This is a genomic window from Rhizobium sp. P1_E1 (genome assembly GCF_056406015.1).
Genome location: NZ_JBFUAY010000023.1, coordinates 41,031 through 65,680 on the forward strand (window position 1 = coordinate 41,031; position 24,650 = coordinate 65,680).

General features: G+C 62.7%; 27 protein-coding genes. 15 read left to right on the plus strand and 12 right to left on the minus strand.

Annotated features, from left to right (window positions below):
• Window positions 1-6: 6 nt before the first annotated feature.
• From AC1D1Z_RS11445 to AC1D1Z_RS11460, 4 genes are all read left to right on the plus strand, one after another.
• On the plus strand, window positions 7-486 hold the full coding sequence (locus AC1D1Z_RS11445) for a carboxymuconolactone decarboxylase family protein (RefSeq protein WP_018242786.1): 480 nt from the start codon (window positions 7-9) through the stop codon (window positions 484-486).
• A 68-nt stretch (window positions 487-554) separates the two neighbouring features.
• Complete coding sequence (locus AC1D1Z_RS11450; protein ID WP_130652736.1) at window positions 555-1,310, plus strand: SDR family oxidoreductase; 756 nt, start codon at window positions 555-557, stop codon at window positions 1,308-1,310.
• Between the two features lie 68 nt (window positions 1,311-1,378).
• The gene (locus tag AC1D1Z_RS11455; RefSeq protein WP_018242788.1) at window positions 1,379-1,795 is read left to right on the plus strand and encodes a cupin domain-containing protein; all 417 of its coding nucleotides are present in this window, start codon (window positions 1,379-1,381) and stop codon (window positions 1,793-1,795) included.
• Window positions 1,796-1,991: 196 nt separating this feature from the next.
• Window positions 1,992-3,473: a mechanosensitive ion channel family protein gene (locus AC1D1Z_RS11460; RefSeq protein ID WP_477850552.1), complete on the plus strand. Its 1,482-nt coding sequence runs from the start codon at window positions 1,992-1,994 to the stop codon at window positions 3,471-3,473.
• A 16-nt stretch (window positions 3,474-3,489) separates the two neighbouring features.
• On the opposite strand, the gene AC1D1Z_RS11465 is transcribed toward AC1D1Z_RS11460, so the two are convergent.
• Entirely contained in the window at window positions 3,490-3,978 is a 489-nt protein-coding gene (locus AC1D1Z_RS11465; RefSeq protein WP_012758212.1) for an RrF2 family transcriptional regulator, read from the minus strand.
• A 133-nt stretch (window positions 3,979-4,111) separates the two neighbouring features.
• Complete coding sequence (locus tag AC1D1Z_RS11470; RefSeq protein WP_018242790.1) at window positions 4,112-4,687, minus strand: MarR family winged helix-turn-helix transcriptional regulator; 576 nt, start codon at window positions 4,685-4,687, stop codon at window positions 4,112-4,114.
• A gap of 143 nt (window positions 4,688-4,830) precedes the next feature.
• Here AC1D1Z_RS11470 and AC1D1Z_RS11475 point away from each other — a divergent pair, with 143 nt between their 5' ends.
• The 5 genes from AC1D1Z_RS11475 (at window position 4,831) to AC1D1Z_RS11495 (ending at window position 7,498) form a co-directional block, all read left to right on the plus strand.
• Window positions 4,831-5,166, plus strand: coding sequence for a cupin domain-containing protein (locus AC1D1Z_RS11475; protein ID WP_032980482.1), 336 nt, complete (start codon window positions 4,831-4,833; stop codon window positions 5,164-5,166).
• 46 nt (window positions 5,167-5,212) lie between these two features.
• Window positions 5,213-5,632, plus strand: coding sequence for a VOC family protein (locus tag AC1D1Z_RS11480; RefSeq protein ID WP_018242792.1), 420 nt, complete (start codon window positions 5,213-5,215; stop codon window positions 5,630-5,632).
• A gap of 156 nt (window positions 5,633-5,788) precedes the next feature.
• Window positions 5,789-6,169 (plus strand): COG4315 family predicted lipoprotein, encoded by a 381-nt coding sequence (locus AC1D1Z_RS11485; protein WP_130652738.1) that lies wholly within the window; start codon window positions 5,789-5,791, stop codon window positions 6,167-6,169.
• Between the two features lie 34 nt (window positions 6,170-6,203).
• Complete coding sequence (locus AC1D1Z_RS11490) at window positions 6,204-6,719, plus strand: RNA polymerase sigma factor (RefSeq protein ID WP_026188465.1); 516 nt, start codon at window positions 6,204-6,206, stop codon at window positions 6,717-6,719.
• On the plus strand, window positions 6,716-7,498 hold the full coding sequence (locus tag AC1D1Z_RS11495; protein WP_130652739.1) for an anti-sigma factor family protein: 783 nt from the start codon (window positions 6,716-6,718) through the stop codon (window positions 7,496-7,498). Before AC1D1Z_RS11490 ends, AC1D1Z_RS11495 begins: the two co-directional genes overlap by 4 nt.
• A gap of 3 nt (window positions 7,499-7,501) precedes the next feature.
• On the opposite strand, the gene AC1D1Z_RS11500 is transcribed toward AC1D1Z_RS11495, so the two are convergent.
• From AC1D1Z_RS11500 to nthA, 3 genes are read right to left on the minus strand one after another with little or no spacing between them, the layout of a single operon-like run.
• On the minus strand, window positions 7,502-7,870 hold the full coding sequence (locus AC1D1Z_RS11500) for a nitrile hydratase accessory protein (RefSeq protein ID WP_130652740.1): 369 nt from the start codon (window positions 7,868-7,870) through the stop codon (window positions 7,502-7,504).
• A complete protein-coding gene (nthB, locus tag AC1D1Z_RS11505) occupies window positions 7,857-8,516 on the minus strand; it encodes a nitrile hydratase subunit beta (RefSeq protein WP_477850558.1) in 660 nt (219 codons plus the stop codon). Before nthB ends, AC1D1Z_RS11500 begins: the two co-directional genes overlap by 14 nt.
• Window positions 8,513-9,166 carry a nitrile hydratase subunit alpha gene (nthA, locus tag AC1D1Z_RS11510; protein WP_131605668.1) on the minus strand — a complete coding sequence of 218 codons (654 nt, stop codon included), beginning with the start codon at window positions 9,164-9,166 and terminating at the stop codon, window positions 8,513-8,515. The genes nthB and nthA overlap by 4 nt, the downstream gene beginning before the upstream one ends.
• 97 nt (window positions 9,167-9,263) lie before the next feature.
• On the opposite strand from nthA, the gene AC1D1Z_RS11515 reads away from it, so the two are divergent.
• The gene (locus tag AC1D1Z_RS11515) at window positions 9,264-10,541 is read left to right on the plus strand and encodes an SDR family oxidoreductase (RefSeq protein WP_130652743.1); all 1,278 of its coding nucleotides are present in this window, start codon (window positions 9,264-9,266) and stop codon (window positions 10,539-10,541) included.
• The gene (locus AC1D1Z_RS11520) at window positions 10,541-11,017 is read left to right on the plus strand and encodes a DUF2269 family protein (protein WP_130652744.1); all 477 of its coding nucleotides are present in this window, start codon (window positions 10,541-10,543) and stop codon (window positions 11,015-11,017) included. Before AC1D1Z_RS11515 ends, AC1D1Z_RS11520 begins: the two co-directional genes overlap by 1 nt.
• On the opposite strand, the gene AC1D1Z_RS11525 is transcribed toward AC1D1Z_RS11520, so the two are convergent.
• Complete coding sequence (locus AC1D1Z_RS11525; protein ID WP_018242801.1) at window positions 11,009-11,602, minus strand: LysE family translocator; 594 nt, start codon at window positions 11,600-11,602, stop codon at window positions 11,009-11,011. The two genes, AC1D1Z_RS11520 and AC1D1Z_RS11525, sit on opposite strands and share 9 nt — an antisense overlap.
• A gap of 244 nt (window positions 11,603-11,846) precedes the next feature.
• Here AC1D1Z_RS11525 and AC1D1Z_RS11530 point away from each other — a divergent pair, with 244 nt between their 5' ends.
• On the plus strand, window positions 11,847-12,695 hold the full coding sequence (locus AC1D1Z_RS11530) for an aldo/keto reductase (RefSeq protein ID WP_477850561.1): 849 nt from the start codon (window positions 11,847-11,849) through the stop codon (window positions 12,693-12,695).
• A gap of 58 nt (window positions 12,696-12,753) precedes the next feature.
• On the opposite strand, the gene ilvN is transcribed toward AC1D1Z_RS11530, so the two are convergent.
• Window positions 12,754-13,326 (minus strand): acetolactate synthase small subunit, encoded by a 573-nt coding sequence (gene ilvN / locus AC1D1Z_RS11535; RefSeq protein ID WP_003541288.1) that lies wholly within the window; start codon window positions 13,324-13,326, stop codon window positions 12,754-12,756.
• A gap of 21 nt (window positions 13,327-13,347) precedes the next feature.
• The gene (locus tag AC1D1Z_RS11540; protein WP_130652746.1) at window positions 13,348-15,138 is read right to left on the minus strand and encodes an acetolactate synthase 3 large subunit; all 1,791 of its coding nucleotides are present in this window, start codon (window positions 15,136-15,138) and stop codon (window positions 13,348-13,350) included.
• Window positions 15,139-15,460: 322 nt separating this feature from the next.
• On the opposite strand from AC1D1Z_RS11540, the gene AC1D1Z_RS11545 reads away from it, so the two are divergent.
• Window positions 15,461-17,485: an ATP-binding protein gene (locus AC1D1Z_RS11545; protein WP_130652747.1), complete on the plus strand. Its 2,025-nt coding sequence runs from the start codon at window positions 15,461-15,463 to the stop codon at window positions 17,483-17,485.
• Here the strand turns inward: AC1D1Z_RS11545 and AC1D1Z_RS11550 are convergent.
• Entirely contained in the window at window positions 17,470-18,396 is a 927-nt protein-coding gene (locus AC1D1Z_RS11550; protein WP_130652748.1) for a dihydrodipicolinate synthase family protein, read from the minus strand. The two genes, AC1D1Z_RS11545 and AC1D1Z_RS11550, sit on opposite strands and share 16 nt — an antisense overlap.
• 21 nt (window positions 18,397-18,417) lie before the next feature.
• A complete protein-coding gene (locus tag AC1D1Z_RS11555; RefSeq protein ID WP_130652749.1) occupies window positions 18,418-19,032 on the minus strand; it encodes a LysE family translocator in 615 nt (204 codons plus the stop codon).
• Between the two features lie 151 nt (window positions 19,033-19,183).
• Between AC1D1Z_RS11555 and pdxR the strand changes: the two genes are divergently transcribed.
• On the plus strand, window positions 19,184-20,692 hold the full coding sequence (gene pdxR / locus AC1D1Z_RS11560) for a MocR-like pyridoxine biosynthesis transcription factor PdxR (protein ID WP_182563543.1): 1,509 nt from the start codon (window positions 19,184-19,186) through the stop codon (window positions 20,690-20,692).
• Here the strand turns inward: pdxR and miaA are convergent.
• The gene (gene miaA, locus AC1D1Z_RS11565) at window positions 20,689-21,585 is read right to left on the minus strand and encodes a tRNA (adenosine(37)-N6)-dimethylallyltransferase MiaA (protein ID WP_130723522.1); all 897 of its coding nucleotides are present in this window, start codon (window positions 21,583-21,585) and stop codon (window positions 20,689-20,691) included. The two genes, pdxR and miaA, sit on opposite strands and share 4 nt — an antisense overlap.
• Here miaA and serB point away from each other — a divergent pair.
• Window positions 21,584-22,474, plus strand: a complete 891-nt coding sequence (gene serB, locus AC1D1Z_RS11570) for a phosphoserine phosphatase SerB (protein WP_018242810.1) — start codon at window positions 21,584-21,586, stop codon at window positions 22,472-22,474. The genes miaA and serB overlap by 2 nt on opposite strands.
• A gap of 330 nt (window positions 22,475-22,804) precedes the next feature.
• On the opposite strand, the gene AC1D1Z_RS11575 is transcribed toward serB, so the two are convergent.
• On the minus strand, window positions 22,805-24,580 hold the full coding sequence (locus tag AC1D1Z_RS11575) for a Do family serine endopeptidase (protein ID WP_047623386.1): 1,776 nt from the start codon (window positions 24,578-24,580) through the stop codon (window positions 22,805-22,807).
• Window positions 24,581-24,650 lie beyond the last annotated feature (70 nt).

Consider the following 24,650-nt stretch of genomic DNA (forward strand, 5'->3'; position numbering starts at 1 on the left):
AATGACATGACCCAGCGATTGAACTACGCCCAGCAGTCCCCCGAGCTTTTCAAGAAGTTCATGGAATTCAGCATGGCTCTGCGCAGCAGCGTGATCGACGAGAAGTTGCAGGCCCTCGTCGAAATCCGCGCCTCGCAGATCAATGGATGCGGCTTTTGCCTCGACATGCATGTCAAGCAGGCAAAGATCCACGGCGAGACCGAACTGCGTCTCTATCACGTCGCCATCTGGCGGGAATCGAACCTGTTCGTTCCCCGCGAGCGTGCGGCCCTTGCCTGGACTGAAGCGCTGACGAACCTTCCCGAGGGCGGCATTCCAGACGAGATTTACGAACGGGTTCGCGGCCAGCTTTCCGAGAAGGAAATCTCGGACCTGACCTTTGTCGTCATGGCCATCAATGCCTGGAACCGTGTCAATGTCGGTTTCAAGACCGTGCCCGGCACGGCCGACAAGGCCTACGGCCTCGATAAGGCCGGCCTGAACTAAACCGCGCAATTCCTTGAGAAGATTCACCTTTGACGCTGCCGCACCCCGGCGGCGAACGGAGATCCATTATGAAAATCGTTGTCATCGGCGGAACCGGCCTCATCGGTTCGAAGACTGTCGAACGCCTGCGCAAGCGCGGACATGACGTGATTGCCGCATCGCCGAACTCCGGCGTCAACACAATCACCGGGGAAGGATTGGCGGAGGCGCTCTCAGGCGCCGAAGTTGTGCTCGACCTCGCCAATTCGCCGTCCTTCGAAGACAAGGCCGTGCTCGAATTCTTCGAGACCTCGGGCCGCAATCTTCTCGCCGCCGAAAAACTCGCCGGCGTCAGGCACCATATCGCCCTCTCCGTCGTCGGCACCGAGCGTCTGCAGGAAAGCGGCTATTTCCGCGGCAAGCTCGCTCAGGAAAAGCTGATCAAGGCATCGGGCATTCCCTATACCATCGTGCATTCGACGCAGTTCATGGAATTCCTCGGCGGCATCGCCCAATCGGGGACGGTCGGCCAGACGGTCCGCCTGTCGCCGGCCTATGTGCAGCCCATCGTTTCCGACGACGTCGCCGATGTCATGGCGGATGTGGCTCTCGCACCGCCCGCCAATGCGACGATCGAGATATCAGGTCCGGAACGGGCGCGCCTCAGCGAACTCGTCGCCCGGTATCTGAAGGCCATGAAGGACCCGCGCACCGTCGAGGCCGATGCCGAGGCGAAATATTTCGGCGCGAGACTCAACGATCAGTCGCTCGTTTCCGACAACAACCCGCGGCTCGGCTCGATCACCTTCGAGCAGTGGTTCGCAAAGTCCGCCCAGCCAAAGTGATCCGACTTGCCCTGAGGACGCGGCCACTCGGGCGCATCCTGCCCCACCCTGCAACCATGGAGATTCCGATGATCAGAACATCATTCCTCGCCGGTGCGCTCGCCCTTCTGGCAGCCACGGGCGCTAGCGCCGATGAGGGCAGCAAAGCTGCCAAGGTGACGCTCGTCTATGAACACGAACTTCCAAACGTACCGGGCAAGAGCATCAAGGGCGTGCTGGTCGAGTACGGCCCAGGCGGCTTCTCCGAAGGCCACACCCATCCCGATACGGCCTTCATCTACGCCACCGTGCTCGAAGGAGCGATCCGCAGCCAGGTCAACGACGGCCCCGTCAAGGTCTATCATGCCGGAGAGAGCTTCTCCGAAATGCCGGGCGACCGCCATGGTGTCAGCGCCAACGGCAGCAAAACGAAGCCAGCCCGCTTGCTCGCCGTCTTTGTCGTCGATACCAAGCAGAAAGAGTTGACCTATCCGCTCAAGAAGTGATGATCCGCATTACAGCGCCGCGCGTCTTTCAGACGCGCAAAGGACGCTGTAACACTTTCAACCCTCGCATCGTGCTTTCCAAAAACCGGTTCCGATTTTCGGGCCGATGCGATACCGCCTGCGCAAGCCCCGATGCTTGCGCGGGCGGTCTAGATGCTGAATCATGGGCGGCTCGCCCCATTCCGGAGACAGAGAGATGATTGACGACGCGCTCTTCGGTAAACCTCTGATATCCCTCATTACGATAGGTTTGGCCGGTATCGTCGTCTGGCATCTTCTCTCCCGCCAACGGCCGACGACGCGACTGGTGGTGCAAATCCTCTTCTTCGCGATGATGACGTTGATCCTCGTCGTCAGCGGCATCGAACCACACCGGTTTCAAGGATATGAGTCCGAGGATCMGCAGGCTTTGCTCGTCATCGTCGCGAAATCGCTCTGGTGGATCCATCTGGCATGGGCCGTCATCGGTTTCATCAGGCTGTATCTGGTGCTGGAGGGCAGTCCGCGAGAGGCCCGCCTGCTCCAGGATCTCGTCATCGGCGTCGTCTATATCGGCATGGCCCTGTCAGTTCTGGCCTTCGTCTTCGGCGTGCCGATCGGCACGCTCGTCGCGACCTCGGGCGTCGTCGCCATTATTCTCGGCCTGGCGCTCCAGAACACGCTCGCCGACGTCTTCTCCGGCATCGCGTTGACGCTCGGCCGGCCCTACATCATCGGCGACTGGATCCTTCTCAGCGACGGTACGGAGGGGCGCGTCGTCGAAAGCAACTGGCGCGCGACACACATCCTGACCAGCGCAAACAATGTCGTCGTTCTGCCGAACAGTTTTCTGGCAAAGCTCGGCCTGACGAATGTAAGCCGGCCGGACGAGACYCATCTCCTGGTCCTCACTATCCGCATCGCTCCGACGCGGATGCCGGCATCAGTCCGGCACGTCATGGCAACGGCGCTGGCGAGCTGCAATTCGATCGTGCGCGAGCCGCCGCCGGTCGTGGCGCTCAAGGGGCTGGATGCCACGGCGCTGGAGGTCGAGCTGCAGTTCCGGGTGACGAGCCCGAGCCAACGGGTGACAGCACGAAACGAGGTGCTCGATCTCGTCTATCGTCACTGCAAATCGGCCGGACTGCTTTTGGCTGTTCCGGCCGCGGCCTCAGTCCTGACGGGCGATCTGCCGACCGAAGAAAGCGCACGACCGCCCCGTGTAACGCCGCTCGAACTGATCGAGGCCATTCCGATCTTTGCGACGCTGACATCAGATGAAAAGCAGAAACTCGCCGAGACCACGGCCGTGCGGGAATTCCGCAAGGGCGATGTCCTCGTGCGGGAGGGCGAAATGCTCCCGTCGCTGATGATGGTGCGGGCGGGCATCATCGCGGCGCGGCACGGAGATGAGGAGCGCGGGCGGCTCGCGCCGGGTGATTTTTTCGGAGAGACCGGCCTGCTCGCGGGCATGCAGGAAGCCTGCACCCTGGAAGCTCTGACCTCCGTGACCGCGTATGAGATCGATCAAGAGGCCTTCGCGCCGCTGGTAAGCGAACGCCCGGCGCTGGCGGAAGAAGTCGCCGACCATCTCGCCAGCCGCGCCGAGCGTTTCCGCAACGGCGCCTCCTTGCCCCCGGAACATGCCCGCAGTGCGCATGCCATCCTGAAGACCATCAGGACCATCTTCAAGGCGTAGAGATCGGCACCCCCGCTCAGCCGGCGCGCTTGAGCACCCATTCGAACGTGCTCCGCCAAATGTCGGCCGGCACTTCCTCGGACAAGGTGCCGACCAGATCGGAAAGCCGGACGCGCCTCAGCGTATCCCGCCAGGCCTCGTCGGCCTCCCACATGATGCGCGCGACCGCGCATGGCTTGCTGTCGCAGTATCCTTCCGGCCGGCAGGGATTGTTCGCCCGGATGTTCGTACAGGTGAAGCTGCGGGCCTTCCCCTCGACCGCCTCGACGATCTCGAGAAAATTGATATCCGAGGGGGTCTTGGCAAGCCTGTAGCCGCCACTCGGGCCGAGCGTGGTCTCGACAAGCGATGCCTGCGAAAGGCTTTGCAGTGCTTTGGAGAGATATTCCTTCGGCAGACCATGAAGCTCGGCGAGCGCCTTGGTGGAAAGATACCTGCCCTCTGGCAGGCCCGCGAGAATGGCGCAGCAGTGAAGCGCCCACTCGACCTGGCTTTTCAGGATCATTCAGCAACTCGTGTGATGGCTGGCTCTGCCAATGGAATTAAGGACATATCATATCCGAAAACCGACACGATGTAAATGAGCCGCAAAAGCAGCGTGTTGTTGCCTGAACGGCGATGCGGGCTCCGATCTCCACTCAGCCCGCGTTCTCATCCTCTCCCCGCGCCTGCTCATTTTCAATTCCGGCGATCAGCTTGCGCAGCAGCGCAGCGAGCGCCTCGCGCTCCTTTCCGTCAAGAGCCTGCAGAAAAGAAGCTTCGCTCGCCATGTCGGTGCGGAAAGCCTTTTCGGCGAGTGCCGCACCCGCTTCGCTCAATGCCACTAGCACGCTGCGCCCATCGCGTGGTGATTTCTCCCGGCGGATCAGCCCCGCCTTCTCCAGCCGGTCAAGCCTGTGGGTCAGGCCTCCCGAGGAGATCATCAGCGCCGAATACATCTCCGTCGGCGTCAGCCGGTAAGGCGTTCCGGAACGGCGAAGCGTTGCAATCACGTCGAATTCGCCACGGTCGAGGCCAAAATCGGCAAAGGTCGCCTCGATGCTGGGGCGCACCAGGTTCGACAACCGAAAGGCCCGCCCCAGGATCGCCATCGGCTCCGTGTCGAGGTCCGGCAGTTCCACCGCCCATTGCCGGCGCAGCCGGTCGACATGGTCATCCCCAGGGCGGTCCTCGTCCCCCGGGCGGTCGCGGTCCCCTTCAGTTCCATTCATCATTCTCTGCCTCATATCAACACAAGCGAGACATACACCTTCCACGCGAGTCACGGAAGATATCTTGACAAGAAGATAGTTTTAAGAATATATCTTCTCGAGAAGATAGTTTTGTATTCATAGACAGAACGAGCGGGAGGCACGTGATGTTCAGGATTCTTCGCCACCAGGAAGTGCGACCCAATCACAGCCGCACTGTCCGATTCGAAGGCCGCGACTATGGCGGCGAGATATCGCTCTTCCTCGTCGACAACGAGCCCGGCCAGGGGCCCGACCTGCACGTCCATCCCTATTCCGAGACATGGGCGGTCAGGAAGGGTGAAGCCGAGTTCACCGTGGGCGACGCCAAAACCCGCGCCTTTCCAGGCGATATCGTCGTCGTAGCCGCCAACATTCCCCACCGTTTCGAGAATGTCGGCACGGGACGGCTCGAAATCGTCTGCATTCATGCCAGCGATACGATCGTGCAGGAGTTTGTGTGAGAAGAAACCGTCGCCCCGAAAGGGGAAGGAAGAGGAGGAAACTGCCATGCCCAAGATGATCTTCGTGAACCTGCCGGTGAAAGACCTTGCCGCTGCCACCCGCTTCTATGAAGCGATCGGGTGCAGCAAGAATGAACAGTTCAGCGATCACCAGGCGTCGAACATGGTCTGGTCCGAAGCGATTATCTTCCACTTGCTGACGCGCGATTTCTTCGCGAGTTTCACGCCGAAACCCGTTGCCGAAGCGCAGAAGACGAGCGAGATGCTGATCGCGCTGACGATAGACAGCCGTGAAGAGGTGGACGCCATCGTCGAGGCGGCCGGAGTGGCCGGCGGCAAGGCCGATCCGCGCGCGCCGACGGACATGGGCTGGCTCTATAATCGCGCCTTCGAGGATCCCGATGGCCATATATTCGAAGCAGTGTGGGTCGACATGGCGGCGGCTGCGGCCGCCACCGGAGAATAGCCGGCAAGGCGCCGGGCGCGATGTGCGCGACGAAACCGGCTTCGGCCTACCACGCCCGCCATCAAAACTTTTCCGGCGCTATGGAATAAAACCGCCTCGCCTCGTGTCTCATCTCAGGTATCGCAAGACTGCGTGCCCAATCTGAGGAGAGACACCATGAAATCCGTGAAATTTCTGTCCGTCGTGGCGGCTGCCACCTTTGCCGCGACCGCTGTTTTCGCCGCGCCTCCTGTCAAAACAGTCGAATCCGAAAAGGGCAAGGTGCTTGCCGGCGAAAACGGCATGACGCTCTACACCTTCAAGAAGGACGTCAAGGGCGTTTCCAATTGCAACGACGACTGCGCCAAGAACTGGCCGCCGCTGATGGCCGCTGGTGATGCCAAGGCCGATGGTGCATATTCGATCGTCGATCGCAAGGATGGCACGAAACAATGGGCCAAGGACGGCATGCCGCTCTATTTCTGGGTCAAGGACAAGAAGGCCGGCGACATCACCGGCGATGGCGTCGGCGGCAACTGGGATCTTGCCAAACCTTGATCGCGAAGTCCCCGATCACAAGAAAGCTGCCGGCGTGAAACCACCCGCACCCGAAACCTTCGAGGGCCAGATCCTGGCCCTCCTGCCCTCGCTCAGGCGCTATTCGCGCAGCCTGACACGCTCGGATACTGATGGCGAGGATCTGCTCCAGGATTGCGTCGAAAAGGTTCTCACGCGCCGCGGCCAATGGCGCGGCCTCAACCTGCGCGCCTGGGTCCTGACCATCATGACCAATCTCTACCGCAACGGCCGACGCGGCAAGGCGCGCGACGGCCTCGTCGAGCTTGACGCCGCAGAGGATCTGGCCGCGTCCGAACCGCCGGCCGATCCGCTGGAGCGCGCCCGCCTGGATGATGCGCTGAACAGCCTTTCAGAGGAGCACCGCGCCGTGCTGATGCTCGTGGTCATCGAAGGATACACCTATGGGGAGGTCGCCGCCGCGCTCGATATCCCGATCGGCACCGTCATGTCCCGCCTGTCACGCGCCCGCCGGCGCGTCGCCGAGCGATTGAAGGCCGACAACATCATTACGCTTCGGAGACCGAAATGAACGAGACCAATCCGAACGTCACCGAAGCCGACCTCCACGCCTATGCAGACGGCCAGCTGCCGGAAACGGCGCGCGCCCGCATCGAGGCCTTCCTGGCCGACAATCCCGACGAGGCGGCGATGGTTACCGAATGGCAGGCGCAGAATGGGGCCATCCGGTCGCTGTTTGCCGGTTATGAGAAGGCGAAGGACAGCGATCCTCTGCTCTTCGCCCCCCCGCGCGCCGTCTCATCGGGGCCGAAACGCTGGGCGATCGCCGCATCAGCCCTCCTCGTCTTCACGCTCGGCGCCGTCAGCGGCCATTATGGCCCGGCACTTCTGGAAAAGCCGGAGCTGCAGCTTGCCGGCTCCGAAACCCTGCCGAAACAGGCTGAGACCGCCTTCACGGTCTATGCCGCCGAGGTTCGCCACCCCGTCGAGGTCTTCGCCGACGAGGAGGCTCATCTTGCCACCTGGCTCGGCAAGCGTCTGGCAATCCAGAATCTCAAGATCCCGAACCTGCAGCCGCTCGGCTTCAAGCTGGTTGGCGGCCGCTTGCTGCCGGTCGATGGCCAGCCAGGCGCCATGTTCATGTACGAGAACCAGGCTGGCGAGCGCCTGACTGTCCTGGTTGGCCGCAACACGGAAAATAGCACGACGAGCTTCCGCTTCGCCTCATCAGGCAATATCGAGACCTTTTACTGGATCGACGGCGAACTCGGTTATGCCGTCACCGGCGAAATCTCCCGCGAGACGCTGCGGGAGGTAGCAGAAGAGTGCTACAAGCAATTCCCGTCGTGAGGATCAGCGTGAGGGATCGTTGCCGAGCTCGATCGGCCGGCCGTGCGGCGTCGCTTCCGCCGCCCGCTGCCAACTCTGTTGCAGTGCCTGGATCGTATCCGCATCGGCGATGCCGCGGTTGACGATGAGGTCCGAGAGAGCAGCCACCCAGCAGTCAAAATAGTCGCTGCCATCTTCGGCCCGGCCAGGCTTGTGCAGTTGCGCGGAAAGCGTTTCAGCCCATTCGCTCCAACTGAACAGGCCTTTTGCGTGCAGGTGCACGGTCATGGCAAAAGCTTCCGCCGCCCACGGCTCGGGAAAGACCAGCTCGCCCTTCGGCGACCTCGGCAGCCCGGACGATTGCGTCAGCGGCGATGTCTCATGCCGGCTCAAGATAGCCCTCCCAGGCATCGATCGACACCGTCAGCGTTGGATCGGCATCCTCGCCCCAGATCTCCGCACCGTCGAAAACGACCGTATAGAGCCATTGCGGGTTCTCGCCCTTGCCATGCGCATTGTCGTCGGGAAAGACGAACGAACCCTGCACCGCCTCGACCACGCCAGTCCTGGCGCGGGCATAACGCGGCAGGCGCGTATGCGTCGCCGGATTGAAGTTCTTCGTCCTCACCGCCTCACCGACCACGAAGAGCGGCGCGGTCTCGACAAGACGATCACAAGGCCCGCCCTTCGCCAGCACGGCGGGCACCATGTCCGCCTTCAGCACCCGTTTTGGCGCCGCGCCGTCCTGCAGCTTCCGCCCCGAAAGCAGCTCCTCACGCGTCGCAAAGCCGTGCCGTTCGAGCAGCTTGTCGATGCCGCGGATCCAGATCTCGTAATAGCTGGCAGCGAGGTAATTGGCCGGCGGAATATTCTCGCGCGCATGCCGGCTTTCATCGATCGTCCATGCGCCGAAAGCGCCGCAGGAAAGCGTGATGCCGAGTGCCCGCTTTTCCCAATCGGCATGGAAACAGAGCTCGTCCTTTTCGGGCGCGACAGGCCCGAAGCCCATCTGCCCGCCGAGATCGTGCGGTCCGTTCATGTGGCGCTCTCCGGCTTGCGGGCAACGGCCGTGCCGATCATCGCATCGCGGCTGACGAGGCTGGCGAGCGTCCGCTCGTCCATTCCCTCTGTCCCTTCGGGCCGCTCGGGAATGACGAGGTAACGCAGCTCCGCCGTCGAATCCCAAACGCGGATCTTCTGGTTCTCAGGCAGCATCAGCCCGAATTCGGCCAGCACGCCGCGCGGATCGATGACGGCGCGCGAGCGATAGGCCGGCGCCTTGTACCAGACCGGCGGCAGGCCGAGCACCGACCAGGGATAACAGGAGCAAAGCGTGCAGACGACGAGGTTATGGGTCTCGGCCGTGTTGAAGACGGCACGCATGTGCTCGCCCTGCCGGCCGGTGTAACCGAGGCTTGATATCGCCGCCGTCGCATCGCGCTTCAGCCAGTCGGCGAAATCGGCATCGCTCCAAGCCCTGGCGACGACATGGGCGCCGTTTCTCGGTCCCACCTTGGTCTCGTAAGTATCGACGATCGCATCGATCGCCGCCGGATCGATCAGCCCCTTCTCCGTCAGCAGCGTTTCCAGCGCCTTCACGCGCGCCTGCATGTCGGAATAATGATTGTCATGATCGTGCCCGTGGGCGTGCTCATCTCCGTGAGCATGGTCGTCGTCATGGTCGTGCAAGGCGATGCCCTCCCGAAACTGCCCGCTCTTTCTAACATATGCCGCAGGCCCGCCAAGCCCTTCTATGTCTCATCCGCTTTTCCGCTAATCTCCTGCCATGAATATCCTGATTCTCGGCGCAACCGGCTTTATAGGCTCCGTCGTCGCGGCCCGGCTCGTTGCCGACGGCCACGTCGTAACCGGGCTCGGCCGCAATCCCGTACGTGCCCGTTTGAAACAGCCGGCGATCGAATGGCGGCGCGCAGATCTATCGCGCATGACGAAACCCGCGGATTGGGAGGATATCCTCAAGGACCAGCATGTCGTCGTCAATTGCGCCGGCGCCTTGCAGGACGGCCTGTCGGACGATCTGGCGGCCACCCAGGCAGAGGCGATGCTGGCGCTCTATGCTGCTGCAAAGTGCTCGTCGCGCCCGCTCATCGTGCAGATATCGGCAAGGACGGCAGGAGCGGCCGGCGACCTTCCCTTTCTCGCCACCAAGCGCCGCGCCGACGAGGCGCTCGCGGCAAGCGGCCTGCCTTACCTCATCCTGCGCCCTGCCCTCGTGCTCGGCCGCAATGCCCATGGCGGCTCGGCGCTGCTACGGGCGCTTGCCGCCTTTCCCCTGGTGCTGCCACTGATCCATGCCGAAAGCCCGGTCGAAACACTTTCGGTGGACGATGTGGCGGAAGCCGTGTCGCGGGCAGTCTCCGGCGGCCTTCCTTCAAAGGATATCGATCTCGCCGCCAATGAAGTCCTGACGCTCGCCGATCTCGTTCACCTGCACCGGCAGTGGCTGGGCCTGCCGCCCGCCCGCGTCTTCGCCCTGCCCCCCTGGCTGGCCAGGCCAGTGACGTGGCTGGCCGATCTATCGGGCCTGCTCGGCTGGCGTTCGCCGCTGCGTTCGACAGCGCTGACAGTGATGTCGGAAGGCGTGCAAAGCTCGAAAGCAGGAAGCGGCCTCGTCGCGACACCCGCGGCCGCAGCGCTCTCGGCCAATCCCTCCGGCGTCCAGGATCTCTGGTTTGCCCGGCTCTATCTCCTGAAGCCACTCGTCATATCGGGCCTATCCGTCTTCTGGCTGCTGTCCGGTCTGATCCCGCTGCTGGCACTGGAGAAGACGTCTGCTCACTTCTTGCCGTTCATGCCTGAGGCCTCGGCAACGGCGCTGACGCTTGCGACCTGCCTGATCGACGTCGTCCTCGGTGCCGCCGTCCTTGTCCGTCCCCTGGCGAAACGCGCCCTTCTCGGCATGCTTGGTGTATCGCTCGCCTATCTCGCCGGCGCCAGCCTGCTCGAACCCGCGCTCTGGTTCGATCCCCTCGGCCCCCTCGTCAAGGTTCTGCCGTCGATCCTGTTGACGCTCGTAGCCCTTGCCACCCTGGATGAACGCTGATGCTTGAAGAATGGCTGCTGCTCGCCCATGTCATTGGCGCGACCGTACTCTTCGGCACCGGCGCCGGCATCGCCTTCTTCATGGTGATGGCGCACCGGACGCGCGATCCCAGACTGATTGCCCATGTCGCCGGCACCGTCGTCATCGCCGACACGATCTTCACCGCGACCGCGGCCATCCTCCAGCCGGTGACCGGCTATCTGCTGGCCCGATCGATCGGCTGGGACCTGTCGGAGGGCTGGATTGCGCTGTCGCTGCTGCTCTATGTCGTCACCGGCCTGTTCTGGCTGCCGGTCGTCTGGATCCAGATCCGGCTGCGCGACCTCGCCCGCGCCGCAGCAGCGGCGGGAAAAGCCCTGCCGCCAGCCTATTTCAGCCTCTACCGCTTCTGGTTTGCTTTCGGATTTCCAGCCTTCTCAGCCGTCCTCGGCATTTTCTGGCTGATGCTGACAAAACCGGCGATCACTCTATTTTAGCATCGGCCAGAGGCTTAGCACCAAGAGTATCGCCATGCTGATATTGAACCACTTCAACCGCACCGGATCGGAAAGCCATTCCCTCAGCGCCGAGCCGAAGCCTGCCCAGGTCGAAACGCTGGGCACATTGACCGCCGCGAAGGCGAGACCGACGATCAGCACGCTCACGAGGTAGAGTTGCGGATTGGTATAGGTCGCCATCGCCGTGACCGCCATCACCCAGGCTTTCGGATTGACCCACTGGAAGGCAGCGGCCGACAGGAAGGACATCGGCTCGACGCCGCTCCTGCCTTCGCTGAGCGAGCGCGACGAGGCTATCTTCCAGGCGATCCAGACGAGATAGGCGCCGCCCGCAAATTTCAGCGCGGTATAGACCACAGGCACCGTGTGCAGCAGCGCGCCGAGCCCAAGGCCGACGCCGATGAGCAGCGAGAAGAAACCGACGCCGATGCCGAACATATGCGGGATCGTCCTGCGGAAGCCGAAATTCACGCCCGATGCGAAGAGCATCATATTGTTCGGCCCCGGCGTGATCGAGGTCGTGAAGGCGAACAGAACGAGGGCGAGAAATGTATCCAGTGGCATGCGACCTCCCGAAGCCAGCTTTTCCGCGGCCTGTTTATTTAGGTCAGCCTAACTGTCCTAAACCGGCGATACCATCGCATCATTGTCATGGTGACAGGATTACTTGAAAGATGGCGACCCGGCCCAATCTCTTGCCGACTGCATAATTCCTTAAATCGGCATCGATTTAAGGATAAAATCATGCAGCAATTCAAAGTGCTACAGCGTCCATCTCAAGGACGCGCGGCGCTGTAGGAAGAAACCCATGCAGAACGACCCGATTCCATCGATCACATTTCCGAACGGCACTGAGGTGCCGGCGCTCGGCCAGGGCACCTGGGCCATGGGCGAGGATGCCGGCCATGCCAAGGCCGAGATCGAAAGCCTCAAGGCCGGCATCGATCTCGGCATGACGTTGATCGACACCGCCGAAATGTACGGCGACGGCGGCGCCGAGGAGATCGTCGGTCAGGCGATCAGGGGACGGCGCGACGAGGTCTTCATCGTCAGCAAAGTCTATCCCTGGAATGCCAGCCTGAAAGGCACGGTCGAAGCCTGCGAGCGCAGTCTCGAACGGCTGGGCACCGACTGCATCGATCTCTATCTGTTGCACTGGCGCGGCAACTATCCGCTCACTGAGACCGTCACGGCCTTCGAAACGTTGAAGGCATCGGGCAAGATCGGCGCTTGGGGCGTCTCTAACTTCGACACCGACGACATGGAGGAACTGCTTAGAGTGCCCGACGGCGCCAATGTCGCCGCCAACCAGGTGCTCTATAACCTTTCCCGCCGGGGCATCGAATTCGATCTGCTGCCCTGGTGCCAGAGCCGCGGCATTCCCGTCATGGCCTATTCCCCGATCGAACAGGGCAATATCCTGCACCATCCCGAACTGATCCGCATCGCCAAGGCCTATCAGGCGACACCCGCCCAGCTGGCGCTCGCCTTCCTGCTGGAACGCGACGGCGTCATCGTCATCCCGAAGACCTCGAATGYCGAACGCGCGGCAGAAAACCGCGACTGCGTCTCGCTCGATATCACCGACGACGACTGGGATGCGCTCGACGCCGCCTTTCCGCCGCCTACAAAGAAAAAACCGCTGGAGATGCTCTGACCTTCAGCGGCTTTCCCAATGATTACAGCATCTGCCTTACATGCCCGGCCTGTAATCTTTACATGCCCTGCACGCCGCGATTCATCGCCGCGATACCGGTACGGCAGACCTCGATGAGGCCAAGCGGCTTCATGATCGCCACGAACTGGTCGATCTTCGACGATTTGCCGGTGATCTCCAGAATGAAGTGACCGACCGTCGCATCCACCACCTTGGCATGGAAGGCATCGGCAAGGCGCAGGGTCTCGGCGCGCATCTCGCCCTCGCCGATCACCTTGATCAGTGCCACTTCGCGCTCGATCGGCCGGTCCTGGCCGAGTTCGCGGGCGCGCACCGTCAGGTCGACGACGCGATGCACCGGCACGATGCGCTCGAGCTGCGCCTTGATCTGTTCCAGCACCTGCGGCGTGCCGCGAGTGACGACCGTGATGCGGGAAAGATGCGCCTGATGTTCGGTCTCGGAGACCGTCAGGCTCTCGATATTGTAGCCGCGGCCGGAGAACAGACCGATGACCCGGGCAAGAACGCCCGGTTCGTTGTCGACGAGAACCGAAAGCGTGTGGCTTTCGACGGCCGCCGTTTCCGGCGAAATGAAGTAAGCGGAGCCCGTGGGCTGTAGGTGAGCGTTCATTATCCTGGTTCCTCTTCCCTTTTAGACGAGCGCGCGGCCCTTGGCGTCGATCGCATTGGCGACCGCTTCGTCGGTGGCTTCGTCCGGCAACAGCATTTCGTTATGGGCCTTGCCCGAGGGGATCATCGGGAAGCAATTGGCGAGATTGGCGACGCGGCAATCGAAGATGACAGGCTTTCTGACCTCGATCATCTCCAGAATGGTGTCATCAAGCGCATCCGGCTTTTCGCAGCGCAGGCCGACGGCGCCATAGGCCTCCGCCAGCTTGACGAAGTCGGGCATCGCCTCGGTATAGGAGTTCGACAGGCGGTTGCCGTGCAGCAACTGCTGCCACTGGCGCACCATGCCCATATACTGGTTGTTCATGATGAAGATCTTGATCGGCGCATCGTGCTGGATCGCCGCCGACATTTCCTGGATGCACATCTGGATCGAGGCATCGCCGGCAATGTCGATGACGAGGCTGTCGGGATGGGCGATCTGCACACCAAGTGCGGCCGGCAGGCCGTAGCCCATCGTGCCGAGCCCGCCCGAGGTCATCCAGCGGTTCGGCTGCTCGAAACCGAAAAACTGTGCCGCCCACATCTGGTGCTGGCCGACCTCGGTGGTGATGTAGGTATCGCGGTCCTTGGTGTGGGCGAAGAGCCGCTCCAGCGCATATTGCGGCATGATGACGTCATTGCTCTTCGTATAGGCGAAGGAGTTGCGTGCCCGCCAGCGGGCGATATCGGTCCACCAGTCGTCCAGTCGGCTCTTTTCCGGCTTCTTCGGCAGCGCCCGCCACAGCCGGACCATGTCTTCGAGGACATGGCCGACATCGCCGCGGATGCCGATATCGACGCGGACATTCTTGTTGATCGAGGATGGATCGATATCGATATGGATCTTCTTCGAGTTCGGCGAAAAGGCATTGAGACGGCCGGTGATGCGGTCGTCAAAACGGGCGCCGATGCAGACCATGACGTCGCAGTCATGCATCGCCATGTTGGCCTCGTAGGAGCCGTGCATGCCGAGCATCTTCAGCCAGTTCTTGCCGGAAGCCGGATAGGCACCGAGGCCCATCAGCGTCGAGGTGATCGGGAAATCGGTGAGCTCGACCAGCTCACGCAGCAGCTTGGAAGCCTCGGGGCCGGAATTGACGACGCCGCCGCCGGAATAGATGACTGGACGGCGCGCATTCGCCATCAGCTCGATCGCCGCATGGATCTGGTTGAGGTCGCCCTGGATCTTCGGCTGGTAGCTCTTCTGGATCGTGTAGTCGGCGGGCGGCGTGTAGGTACCGGTCGCAAACTGCACGTCCTTCGGAATATCGACGACGACAGGTCCCGGACGGCCGGACTGGGCGATGCGGAAGGCCTCGTGAATGACGGCGGCGAGCTCGTTGACGTCCTTGACCAGCCAGTTGTGCTTGGTGCAGGGCCGGGTGATGCCGACCGTGTCACATTCCTGGAAAGCGTCGGAGCCAATCAGCGAGGTTGGAACCTGGCCGGTCAGGCAGACGAGCGGGATCGAATCCATCAGCGCATCCTGCAGCGGTGTGACGGCATTGGTGGCGCCCGGACCCGAGGTCACCAGCATGACGCCGACCTTGCCGGTGGAGCGGGCGTAACCTTCGGCCGCATGGCCTGCCCCCTGCTCGTGGCGGACGAGGATGTGCTTGACATCCTCCTGCTGGAAGATCTCGTCATAGATCGGCAGGACCGCGCCGCCGGGATAGCCGAAGATATGTTCGACGCCGTTGTCCTTCAGCGCCTTGAGAACGATCTCCGCTCCCGTCATCCGATTGCCTGCCGCCTGATTGTCCGTGCTCATCTGTCTGTTCCGTTTGATGCTGGGATTGCGTTTGTGGCCGGAAGCCCGAATTTCGGGCATAAAAAAAGGCCCCGGAGGAGCCTGTCATCTAGCGCATGGGTGGCTATCGCCGGATGGTTACACCATCCTGCCCATGCGCTTTCCCACCACGATAAGAGCCGTTGCGATTTTCATGGTCGGAAGTGATAGACAGAAAATTTCGCAGCGTCAACGCATGCCGCAATAAAAAACTCCCGGCTCCCCGCATCCCTAAAATCCATGGCCGGAAGGATTTGTTAAAGGAAGGGCTTTATTCTCGCTTCCCATTGCAGGAGTAGGCCCTTTGCTTAACAACGACTTGCACGCGCCTGGTAAGGCGGGTGAACAGGATCGCCGCGATGGCCATACACCGGGGAACCGCTTTCTCGGCCGCGTCGTTGCATGCAGCGGTTCGCGGGCGACCATCGCCGCCGTCGCCGAACAGGGCGGCACCGATCTGACGGAACTGTGGTCCGTGGGCCGGTTGATTTCGATCAGCGTCGGCCGCAACCGCGTCGTCGCCCTCGTCTATCAGATGAACACCGGCAGCCATGCCTGGGGCGAAGGCGAAGACAATACGTTCAGGATCGAGACGGAACTGCTCGGCGAAGTCCGTGTCGACGAGGACGGGCGCGAGGAATTCTCGACCGGCATCTCGCGTTATCCCTATCTCGGCGCCATCGCCCACCGCATCCGATCCGCCGACCTGATGCGCATCTACGACGCCGGCGAGGGTACGACCGCCGTTATCGGCAAGCTGACGCAGGACGAAAGCATCGATGCGGCGATCCACATCCCCTCAATGCTCTCCAAGCATTTCGCCGTCGTCGGTTCCACCGGCGTCGGCAAGTCGACGGCCGTGTCGCTGCTCCTGCACAAGGCGATCTCGGCGGATCCGAAGCTGCGCGTGCTGATCCTCGATCCGCATAATGAATTCGCTGCCGCCTTTCCCGAGCACGCCGTCACCATCGATACCGATACGCTCGACCTGCCCTTCTGGTTGATGCGGCTGGAGGAATTTGCCGAGGTCGTGTTTCGCGGCCGCCCGCCGGTGCCCGAAGAGCTCGACATGTTGCGCGACATCCTGCCGGAGGCCAAACGCGCCTTCCGCGGCAGCGACAACTCGCTGGTGCGCCGCACGACCGAAAAGAGTTCGATCACTGCCGATACGCCGGTCCCCTACCGTATGGCCGATTTGCTGGCGTTGATCGACGAGCGCATCGGCCGCCTGGAAGGCCGCTCGGAAAAGCCCTTCCTGCGGTCGCTGAAGATGCGCCTCATCGCTGCGATCAACGATCCGCGCTATCACTTCATGTTCTCCAACAACACGATCAGCGACACGATCACCGAAACCATCGCGCAGATCTTCCGCATCCCCGGCGAGAACCGGCCGATCTGCACCTTCCAGCTTGCCGGCATCCCCTCAGAAGTCGTCAATTCGGTCGCCTCCGTGCTCTGCCGCATGGCCTTCGAGGTGGCGCTGTGGAGCGAGGGCGCCATCCACATGCTCGTCGTCTGCGAGGAAGCGCACCGCTACATCCCCTCCGATCCGAGCCTCGGCTTCGTGCCGACGCGCCAGGCGATCGCCCGCATCGCCAAGGAAGGCCGCAAATACGGCGTCTCGCTCGGCATCATCACCCAGCGGCCGGGCGAACTCGACCAGACGATCCTGTCGCAGTGTTCGACGCTCTTTGCCATGCGCCTCGCCAACGACCGAGACCAGGAAATCATCCGCTCGGCCATTCCGAATTCGTCGATCTCGACGACGAGCTTTATCTCCTCGATCGGCAACGGCGAGGCGATCGCTTTCGGCGAAGCGATCAGCGTGCCGATGCGCATGCGCTTTTCCCGCGTCGACGAAAACCTCCTACCGAAGGCCAGCAGCGCCAACAGCAAGCAGAGCGAGGAAGATCCGGATACGGTCGATCTGCGCAAGATCGTCACCCGCATGCGGGCGGTGACGGTCGGACCCGACATTTCGAATTTTCAGCAGAGCTATGCCGCGTCCGTGGCAAGCTTGGACGAGGCTGATGCGGCCGACGAGGATCTCGACGCCAAGCCGTACGCGCCGCCCGCCTCCTCCGCTGCACCGCTCGAAACCTATCGGCGGGAACTGCTGCCGCAAACGCCGCGGCTGGACCCGGCTGCGGTGCCGGCGATCGATCCCCGGTTGGACGCGCTGCGTCGCGAAATGCGCCGCGAGGAGCCGGTCTTTCCCCGGCCGGCACCGGCGACGGATCAGCCTGCGATCTCCCGCCGCGAGCCCGGCACGTCGCTGCGCGAAAGCATTTTGAAAAAACCGCTGAGCAGCCTTTACAACAAGGAATAAGCCTTCCACTCGCTCTCCAGTGCGATCAGAGGCTCGACGGCCTCGAGTACACGCTGCCGATCCATCGGTCCGAGCGGCAAGAGAGGGCGTGGGAGCTCGGCCTTGGCGAGTGAGAGAAGGTCGATCAGCGTATAGATCACGCGAAGGCTTCCGAACGCCTTGAACGTTTGCCAGAGCGGCTGGAGAAGACCATCGAGCCGACGCACTTCGCCGTCCTCGCCTGCAATCGCGGCCTTGGTCAGGGCAAAAGCGATGCGCGGAAGCAAGCCGCCGATGACGCTGTACCAGGCGTCGGCACCTGAAAGCAGTGCTTCGCCAGCGCCCCAGTCGCCGCTATAGCCGATCGCAAGCTTGCTCCTCTCACGCAATGCCGCCAGTTCGCCTGCGAAATCGCCGTCAACTGGCAGAGGCATCTTCACCGCCCTGATCGTCTCGATGTCCGACAGGCGCTGCAGAAGATCCCGGCTGAAGGTGAAGTGGGTCGTGCCGGGATTGTTGTAAATACAAAGCGGCAGCTTCGCCGCCTCCGTGACGGCAAGGAAATGCTGATAGGCCTCCTCCTGAGTAAGCGGCGTGTAGGACACCGGCGCAAGCAGAAGCGCATCTGCACCAGCGGCCTCCGCATCCCTCGCCAGGGCCTGGGCGTGGTCTGTCCTCAGAGCACCGACACCGACGACGATCGGAACACGACCGCGCACGCACTCGACGGCGGCCTCGACGGCTCGCCGTCGCTCCTCGCGTGTGAGAAAGGCGTAGATCCCGGTGCTGCCAAGAAGGCCTATCGAAGCGACGCCGGCATCACACAAGCGTTCCAGCAGGCGGCAGAGGGCATCCGTGTCGACCCGGCCATCCCTATCGGCGGGCGTTGGCGGAAAGGCCGAAAGACCATGAAACGGAGAAGCGACAGACATGATGCGATCCTGAAAATCCGGTCAATGTGAGAACAGCAGGCGCGATCCGGCGCCCGCGAAGAAGACGGCGAGACTTCCCTCGATCCACCGCCGCGCACGGGCGTAGCCGCGCACCATCGGTGCCGTCGAGAAGAGCACGGCATAGCCGGTAAATATCGAGATCCCGAGCAGCACGCAGCCGCCGAAAGCTGTGACGGCCATCTCCGGTGAAGCGCCGGGCTTGAGGCCGAGAGACATGATCGCGACCCAGGCCAGAACCGCCTTCGGATTGCCGAGATGCATCAGAATACCACGACGATAGAGCGCGCCGAGTTGCGCGGCAGGTTGGACGGCCTCGCTTGCCGGCCTATCCGGGGTGGCTGCCGAGCGGGCCGCCCTCCAGGCGAGCCAGAGGAGGTAAAGCCCGCCTGCGACTTTGAGGAACAGCAGCGCATGGGCATAGCGGACCAGGAGTGTGGAAATGCCGGTGACAGCGACCAGCCCCCAGCATGTCGACATCGTTATAACCCCGGCAGCAAGGGCGAGCGCCGGTCGACGCCCTTGCCGCATCGCCACGTTCATGATGGCCATGTTGCTTGGTCCGGGACTGCCTGCAGCGATTGCGTAGGCGATGTAGACGACGAGAAGATCCTGCATTTGCGTTTTTCCAGAAGTTTGCGCCCGCGCACGGCACGACCGCGAAGACGAAGAATGCGCCATCGGGAAGCCGACGATCTGCTTCCTTTTCTTCGAAAATTGGTTCACCATGAAGCGCCATTTTTGAAGAATCTCTATGGACCATTTTGCGATGTCCAAACGGCGCAGCACTATCGAAATCCCATCGCTCAACGCAATCGACCGAACGGACAATGTCGGTCGCCAGCTTGCGCAGGCCCTGCGGAACGCAATCGCCTGCAGTGATCTGAGGCCAGGCGAACGCCTTCCTTCGACGCGTAGCCTTGCAGCTTCACTGAAGATCGCGCGCGGCACTGTCGTCGAGGTGTTCGATCAGTTGACCGCCGAAGGCTATCTCGAAGCGCGGGTCGGAGCCGGAACCCGTGTTGCCGCTGATCTGATTGACACCACGCCGGCGCCCCCGCCTGCACCGGCGGTGCCGTCTGCCGTGGATGCCGTCGATCTGCCTTCCCAGGCTGCTCGGCTGATCGCCATCGCCCGTGCGCTCACCCCGCACCCGCCCGTTCCCTTTGCCATCGCCGTCCCGGCTTCCGGCATTGCGCCCGACGACAACTGGCGCCGTCTCGGCAACCGCGTGCGCGCGTCGAGACAGGCCGCACCCTCGGGTTACCACGACCCGATGGGTCTGCTCGAACTCAGGCTTGCCATTGCCGACCACGTCCGCCGTGCGCGGGCCGTTCATTGCGAGCCGGAACAGGTCATCGTCACATCAGGCACTCAGCAAGGTCTCTATATGGCGGGGCGGGTCCTTCTCTCGCGTGACGATCCGGTATGGGCCGAGGACCCGGCCTATCCCGGCCTGACGGCAGTGCTCGACGATCTCGGCGTCCGGACGCACCGCCTGCCGGTCGATGCACAGGGAATGAACGTGGAACGCGGCCTCGAGCTATGTCCCCAGGCGCGCGCCGCATTCGTGACCCCTTCGCACCAATATCCGATCGGCATGCCGCTCAGCATGGCCCGACGCAATGCCCTGATAGCCTGGGCCGACCAAAATCGTGCCTGGATCGTCGAGGACGACTACGACAGCGAGCTGCGTTATGCCGGACACCCATTTCCCTCAATGCAGGGATTGCGTCCGTCACGCGTCATCTATCTCGGCACGTTTAGCAAGGTGCTCTTTCCCTCCCTGCGCCTCGGCTACGTCATCGCCCCTCCTCCACTCGCAGAAGCCTTTGCCGGCGCCCGTGCCATTCTCGACCGGCATTCGCCGATCGCCGAACAGCACGTTCTGGCGGCCTACATGCGGGAAGGCTATTTCGAAGCGCATATCCGGCGCATCCGTGGCCTCTATGCCGAACGCCGCGCTGTTCTGCTCTCGGCGCTCGAGCGGGCCTTGCCGGAGGGGTGCTGCGTCCAGCAGAGCGACCAGGGCATGCATATTCTTCTATGGCTGCCCGAGGAGGTCGATGACGTGCAACTCGCAGCCCGTGCCCTGTCGGCCGGCCTTGCCGTGCGCGCGATCTCCCCGATGTATTCCGCGCGGCCGGCACGCCCCGGCCTGATGCTGGGCTTCGGCGGATTTCTGGCGGACCAGCTACAGGCGGCGGTTGGCGAACTCGTCGAACTGTTGAGCCAGCAGATGTCTCAAGCGGGAGGCCCGCAACAAACTGAAACCTAAACTGTCAGCCGTTCCCAGCTATCGTCCATCTGGTTGCGGAACCATGTCATTTGCCGCTTGGCATATTGCCGCGTCGCCGCAGCCCCCTTCTCCAGCACCTCGTCGCGCGTCATCTCACCCCTGACCATCGCCGTAATCTGCGACACGCCGATTGCCTTCATCACAGGCGCCTCGGCCGGCAGGTCGAGCGCAAGCAGCGCCCTTACTTCGTCTTCCGCGCCTTGCTGCAGCATCTTTTCGAAACGCCCGTTGATGCGCTGATGCAGCACCGCCCTATCCGGCAGCACGACGACCTTGCGGGCCTCATCGGCGTCGATGATCACCGGTCCCGACTGGCCCTGGAAATCGGCGATCGACCGCCCCGTCGCCTTCATCACCTCCAGCGCCCGCACGATCCGCTGCCCATCCTGGCGGTTGAGGCTTGCCGCCATGGCGGGATCGGCCACCGCGAGTTCGGCATAGAGCCCGTCGGTGCCCTCCTCCAGCAGCCGCGACCTGAGTGCCTTCCGCAGGGCCTCCGGTATCTCGGGCATATCTGAGAGACCACCGGTCAACGCCTTGAAATAAAGCCCCGTGCCGCCGACGAAGACCGGCAGCCGCCCTGCGGCCCTGAGCGTCGGCAGCAATGCCGAGACATCCCGTAGCCAGCCGCCTGTGGAATAGGCCGCACCGGCCGGCACGTGGCCGTAGAGATGATGCGGCACGCCCTGCATCTCCTCTTCCGACGGGCGCGCGGTCAGCACCCGCAGCGTGTCGTAGACCTGCATGCTGTCGGCGTTGACGACCACGCCATCATGGCGCTTGGCCAATTCGACGGCGAGCGCGGACTTGCCGCTGGCGGTCGGCCCGGTTATCAGGATCGCGTTCACTGTGCTCAGAAGGTTTTCCATCATGGCCCTCGTTGCCACGCTTGTTGCCAATCCGTCAAATCCCGTGCTGACACCCGAAATCGCCGAGCAGGCGGCCGAGGCCGTGAACGCTTCCGGTCTCTACTGGCTGGCCGATGGCGTTGCCTGCGACATCGCGCTGCGCGACGGCACCGATGCGCAAGCGGCCGAGGCCAATATCCTTGCCGTCATATCAAACGCACCGATCGATCTCGTCATCCAGGAGCAGGAAACCCGCCGCAAGAAGCTGCTGATCGCCGACATGGATTCGACGATGATCGGCCAGGAATGCATCGATGAACTCGCCGCCGAAGTCGGCCTGAAAGAGAAGGTCGCGACCATTACCGCCCGCGCCATGAACGGCGAGATCGCCTTCGAGCCTGCCCTGCGTGAGCGTGTCGCGCTGCTGAAGGGCCTGCCGATATCGGTCGTCGACGAGGTGATCGCCAAGCGCATCACGCTCACCCCGGGCGGCCCGGAACTGCTTGCCACCATGAAGTCGAAAGGCCATTACACCGCGCTTGTCTCCGGCGGCTTCACCGTCTTCACCAGCCGCATCGCCGCCACTCTCGGCTTCGACGAGAACCGCGCCAACACACTGCTCGAAGACGGCGGCATTCTCTCCGGCTTCGTCGCCGAACCAATCCTCGGCAAGCAGGCGAAGGTCGATGCGCTGAACGAGATTTCGGCTCGCCTCGGCATTTCGCCGGAAGAAGCGATCGCCGTTGGTGACGGCGCCAACGATCTCGGCATGTTGCACCTTGCAGGCTCCGGCGTCGCCCTCCACGCCAAGCCGGCAGTCGCTGCCGAAGCGCAGATGCGCATCAACCACGGCGACCTGACCGCACTGCTCTACATCCAGGGCTACCGGAAGACGGATTTCGTGACGGTATGAGCGCGATACCAGCGACATTCCCAATCGGGGCTGATCGCTGGTGGCTCGTACGGAAGGCAACCTCCGTAAACCCGCCAAATAGCCTGTCACCTCCGGACCGTTAGGCCACCGATTCCGTTTCGAAAGGCCCCCCGGCACACCCTCTCCGCCCTCATTCCTGTGCTCGTCACAGGAAACCAGCCACCGCGCGTCTGCGCGGTGAGTGACTTACGTCAGGAGAGAAGAGTTTTCTGCGCCCAAGGACTTAGGCGCACTGGATTCCTATGACAAGCAGAGGAATGAGGGAGAGTTGGAGAGTACGGCGGCTAATTCACTACCGCCGTAGCTCCCTTATTCCATCGGCACCGCCACGAACCGCAGATCACCATTCGCCGATGCGATCATCAGCTGGGCGTTGCGGCGGCCCTCCTGTTTCAGCGCCTGCACCTTGGCGGCGACCGCATCCGGCGACTTCATGAACTCCTGCGCCACCTCGACGATCACGTCGCCGGGCTTCAACCCCTTTTCGGCGGAGGCGGAGCCGGGCGTCACCTCTGTGACGACGACGCCGTCGACGCTCTCGGCAATCCCGAAGGCCTTGCGCGTCTCGGCGCTCAACAGCGACAGCGACAGCCCGAGCACGTTCTTCGGCGTTGCAGCATCCGGCGACACCTGGCCCTTATGCTGGTCGGGTGTATCAGGTGCGGGTTGGGCCTGATCGCCGGTATCCGGCTGGTCCATGTCGTTGTTCTCGCCGGGGTCCGGGGTGATCACGCCGTCATCCTGCGAACCATCAGGCGCCGCATCATCGGATGCAGCCGCCTGATCGCTGTCCTCAAGCCGGCCAAGCTTCACCTTGACGGTCTGCTCCTTGCCGTCGCGCAGCACCACCACATCGACTTCCTTGCCGACTGTGCTTTCCGCCACGACACGCGGCAGGTCGCGCATTTCGCTGACGGTCTTGCCGTCGAATTTCAAAATGACGTCGCCCGCCTTGATCGAGCCGTCGTCGACTGGGCCACCCTTGATGACGCCGGCGACCAGCGCGCCCTTTGCAGTGTCGAGCCCGAGGCTGTCGGCGATATCGTCAGTCACCGGCTGGATGCGCACGCCGAGCCAGCCGCGCCGCGTCTCGCCATATTCGCGCAACTGGTCGACAACGCCGGAGGCAAGCTCCGACGGCACCGAGAAACCGATGCCGATCGAGCCACCGCTCGGCGAAATGATCGCCGTGTTGATGCCGATCACTTCACCCTTCATGTTGAAGAGCGGGCCGCCGGAATTGCCCTTGTTGATCGCCGCATCCGTCTGGATGAAGTTGTCGTAGGGGCCGGCATTGATGTTGCGGCCGCGCCCGGAAATGATGCCGACCGTCACCGAACCGCCGAAGCCGAACGGATTGCCGATCGCCATCACCCAGTCGCCGATGCGCATCTTGCTGGAATCGCCGAATTTCACGGACTTCAGCGGTGCCTTCGGCTCGACCTTCAGCACCGAAAGATCGGTCTTCGTGTCGGTGCCGATCAGCTTCGCCTTGAGCTTCGAACCGTTGGCGAAATTGATCTCGATGTCGTCGGCGCCCTCGATCACGTGGTTATTGGTGACGATATAGCCGGCCGGATCGATAACGAAGCCGGAGCCGAGCGAGCTGACATTGTGGTTGCCGCCCTTGTTGCCCTGCTGCTTGTTGAAGAAATCGTTGAAGAATTCCTGGAAAGGCGAGCCGTCGGGCGCGCGCGGCGCCGGGCCTGCGCCCTCGTCGTCCTTCACATTCTGCGAGGTCGAGATGTTGACCACCGCGTCGAGCAGCCCCTCGGCAAGATCGGCGACCGAAGCCGGGCCGTTATTCGGTACGACGGCCTGGCTCGGGGCGGCCTGCTGCGGTGCGGCGGGTACGGGAGGCGTAGGAGCGGGAGCAGCTGTTTCCGGTGCAGCCGCGGCCGGCGGTGTGGGTGCGGGAGCAGCCGGCTCAGGAGTAACCGGAGCGGGCGTCGCAACCCCGGGTGCTGTCGTCTCAGGCGCGGTTTGGGCGTAGGCGACCCCGTTCATGCCGGCATGCGCAAGAATTGCAGCGCTGGCCATAAGCGCGAGCGTTCGTCTGAAGGGCGAGCGAATCGTGGGGGCCATCAAGCTTCCTCATAAGGGGTACATGCGCACATTGAGCACCAGCATAAGGCGGAATGATGGAGGGCGAAAT

What these genes read in the sequence shown, in the direction of transcription:
- AC1D1Z_RS11485 (WP_130652738.1), top strand. Translation starts at nt 5,789, where the DNA reads ATGAAATCCGTGAAATTTCTGTCCGTCGTGGCGGCTGCCACCTTTGCC.
- AC1D1Z_RS11515 (WP_130652743.1), top strand. Translation starts at nt 9,264, where the DNA reads ATGAATATCCTGATTCTCGGCGCAACCGGCTTTATAGGCTCCGTCGTC.
- AC1D1Z_RS11470 (WP_018242790.1), bottom strand. Translation starts at nt 4,687, where the DNA reads ATGATGAATGGAACTGAAGGGGACCGCGACCGCCCGGGGGACGAGGAC.
- AC1D1Z_RS11495 (WP_130652739.1), top strand. Translation starts at nt 6,716, where the DNA reads ATGAACGAGACCAATCCGAACGTCACCGAAGCCGACCTCCACGCCTAT.
- AC1D1Z_RS11455 (WP_018242788.1), top strand. Translation starts at nt 1,379, where the DNA reads ATGATCAGAACATCATTCCTCGCCGGTGCGCTCGCCCTTCTGGCAGCC.
- AC1D1Z_RS11450 (WP_130652736.1), top strand. Translation starts at nt 555, where the DNA reads ATGAAAATCGTTGTCATCGGCGGAACCGGCCTCATCGGTTCGAAGACT.
- pdxR (WP_182563543.1), top strand. Translation starts at nt 19,184, where the DNA reads ATGTCCAAACGGCGCAGCACTATCGAAATCCCATCGCTCAACGCAATC.
- serB (WP_018242810.1), top strand. Translation starts at nt 21,584, where the DNA reads ATGGCCCTCGTTGCCACGCTTGTTGCCAATCCGTCAAATCCCGTGCTG.
- AC1D1Z_RS11525 (WP_018242801.1), bottom strand. Translation starts at nt 11,602, where the DNA reads ATGCCACTGGATACATTTCTCGCCCTCGTTCTGTTCGCCTTCACGACC.
- miaA (WP_130723522.1), bottom strand. Translation starts at nt 21,585, where the DNA reads ATGATGGAAAACCTTCTGAGCACAGTGAACGCGATCCTGATAACCGGG.
- AC1D1Z_RS11555 (WP_130652749.1), bottom strand. Translation starts at nt 19,032, where the DNA reads ATGCAGGATCTTCTCGTCGTCTACATCGCCTACGCAATCGCTGCAGGC.
- AC1D1Z_RS11475 (WP_032980482.1), top strand. Translation starts at nt 4,831, where the DNA reads ATGTTCAGGATTCTTCGCCACCAGGAAGTGCGACCCAATCACAGCCGC.
- AC1D1Z_RS11575 (WP_047623386.1), bottom strand. Translation starts at nt 24,580, where the DNA reads ATGGCCCCCACGATTCGCTCGCCCTTCAGACGAACGCTCGCGCTTATG.
- AC1D1Z_RS11520 (WP_130652744.1), top strand. Translation starts at nt 10,541, where the DNA reads ATGCTTGAAGAATGGCTGCTGCTCGCCCATGTCATTGGCGCGACCGTA.
- AC1D1Z_RS11480 (WP_018242792.1), top strand. Translation starts at nt 5,213, where the DNA reads ATGCCCAAGATGATCTTCGTGAACCTGCCGGTGAAAGACCTTGCCGCT.
- AC1D1Z_RS11550 (WP_130652748.1), bottom strand. Translation starts at nt 18,396, where the DNA reads ATGTCTGTCGCTTCTCCGTTTCATGGTCTTTCGGCCTTTCCGCCAACG.
- AC1D1Z_RS11445 (WP_018242786.1), top strand. Translation starts at nt 7, where the DNA reads ATGACCCAGCGATTGAACTACGCCCAGCAGTCCCCCGAGCTTTTCAAG.
- nthB (WP_477850558.1), bottom strand. Translation starts at nt 8,516, where the DNA reads ATGAACGGACCGCACGATCTCGGCGGGCAGATGGGCTTCGGGCCTGTC.
- AC1D1Z_RS11540 (WP_130652746.1), bottom strand. Translation starts at nt 15,138, where the DNA reads ATGAGCACGGACAATCAGGCGGCAGGCAATCGGATGACGGGAGCGGAG.
- ilvN (WP_003541288.1), bottom strand. Translation starts at nt 13,326, where the DNA reads ATGAACGCTCACCTACAGCCCACGGGCTCCGCTTACTTCATTTCGCCG.
- AC1D1Z_RS11465 (WP_012758212.1), bottom strand. Translation starts at nt 3,978, where the DNA reads ATGATCCTGAAAAGCCAGGTCGAGTGGGCGCTTCACTGCTGCGCCATT.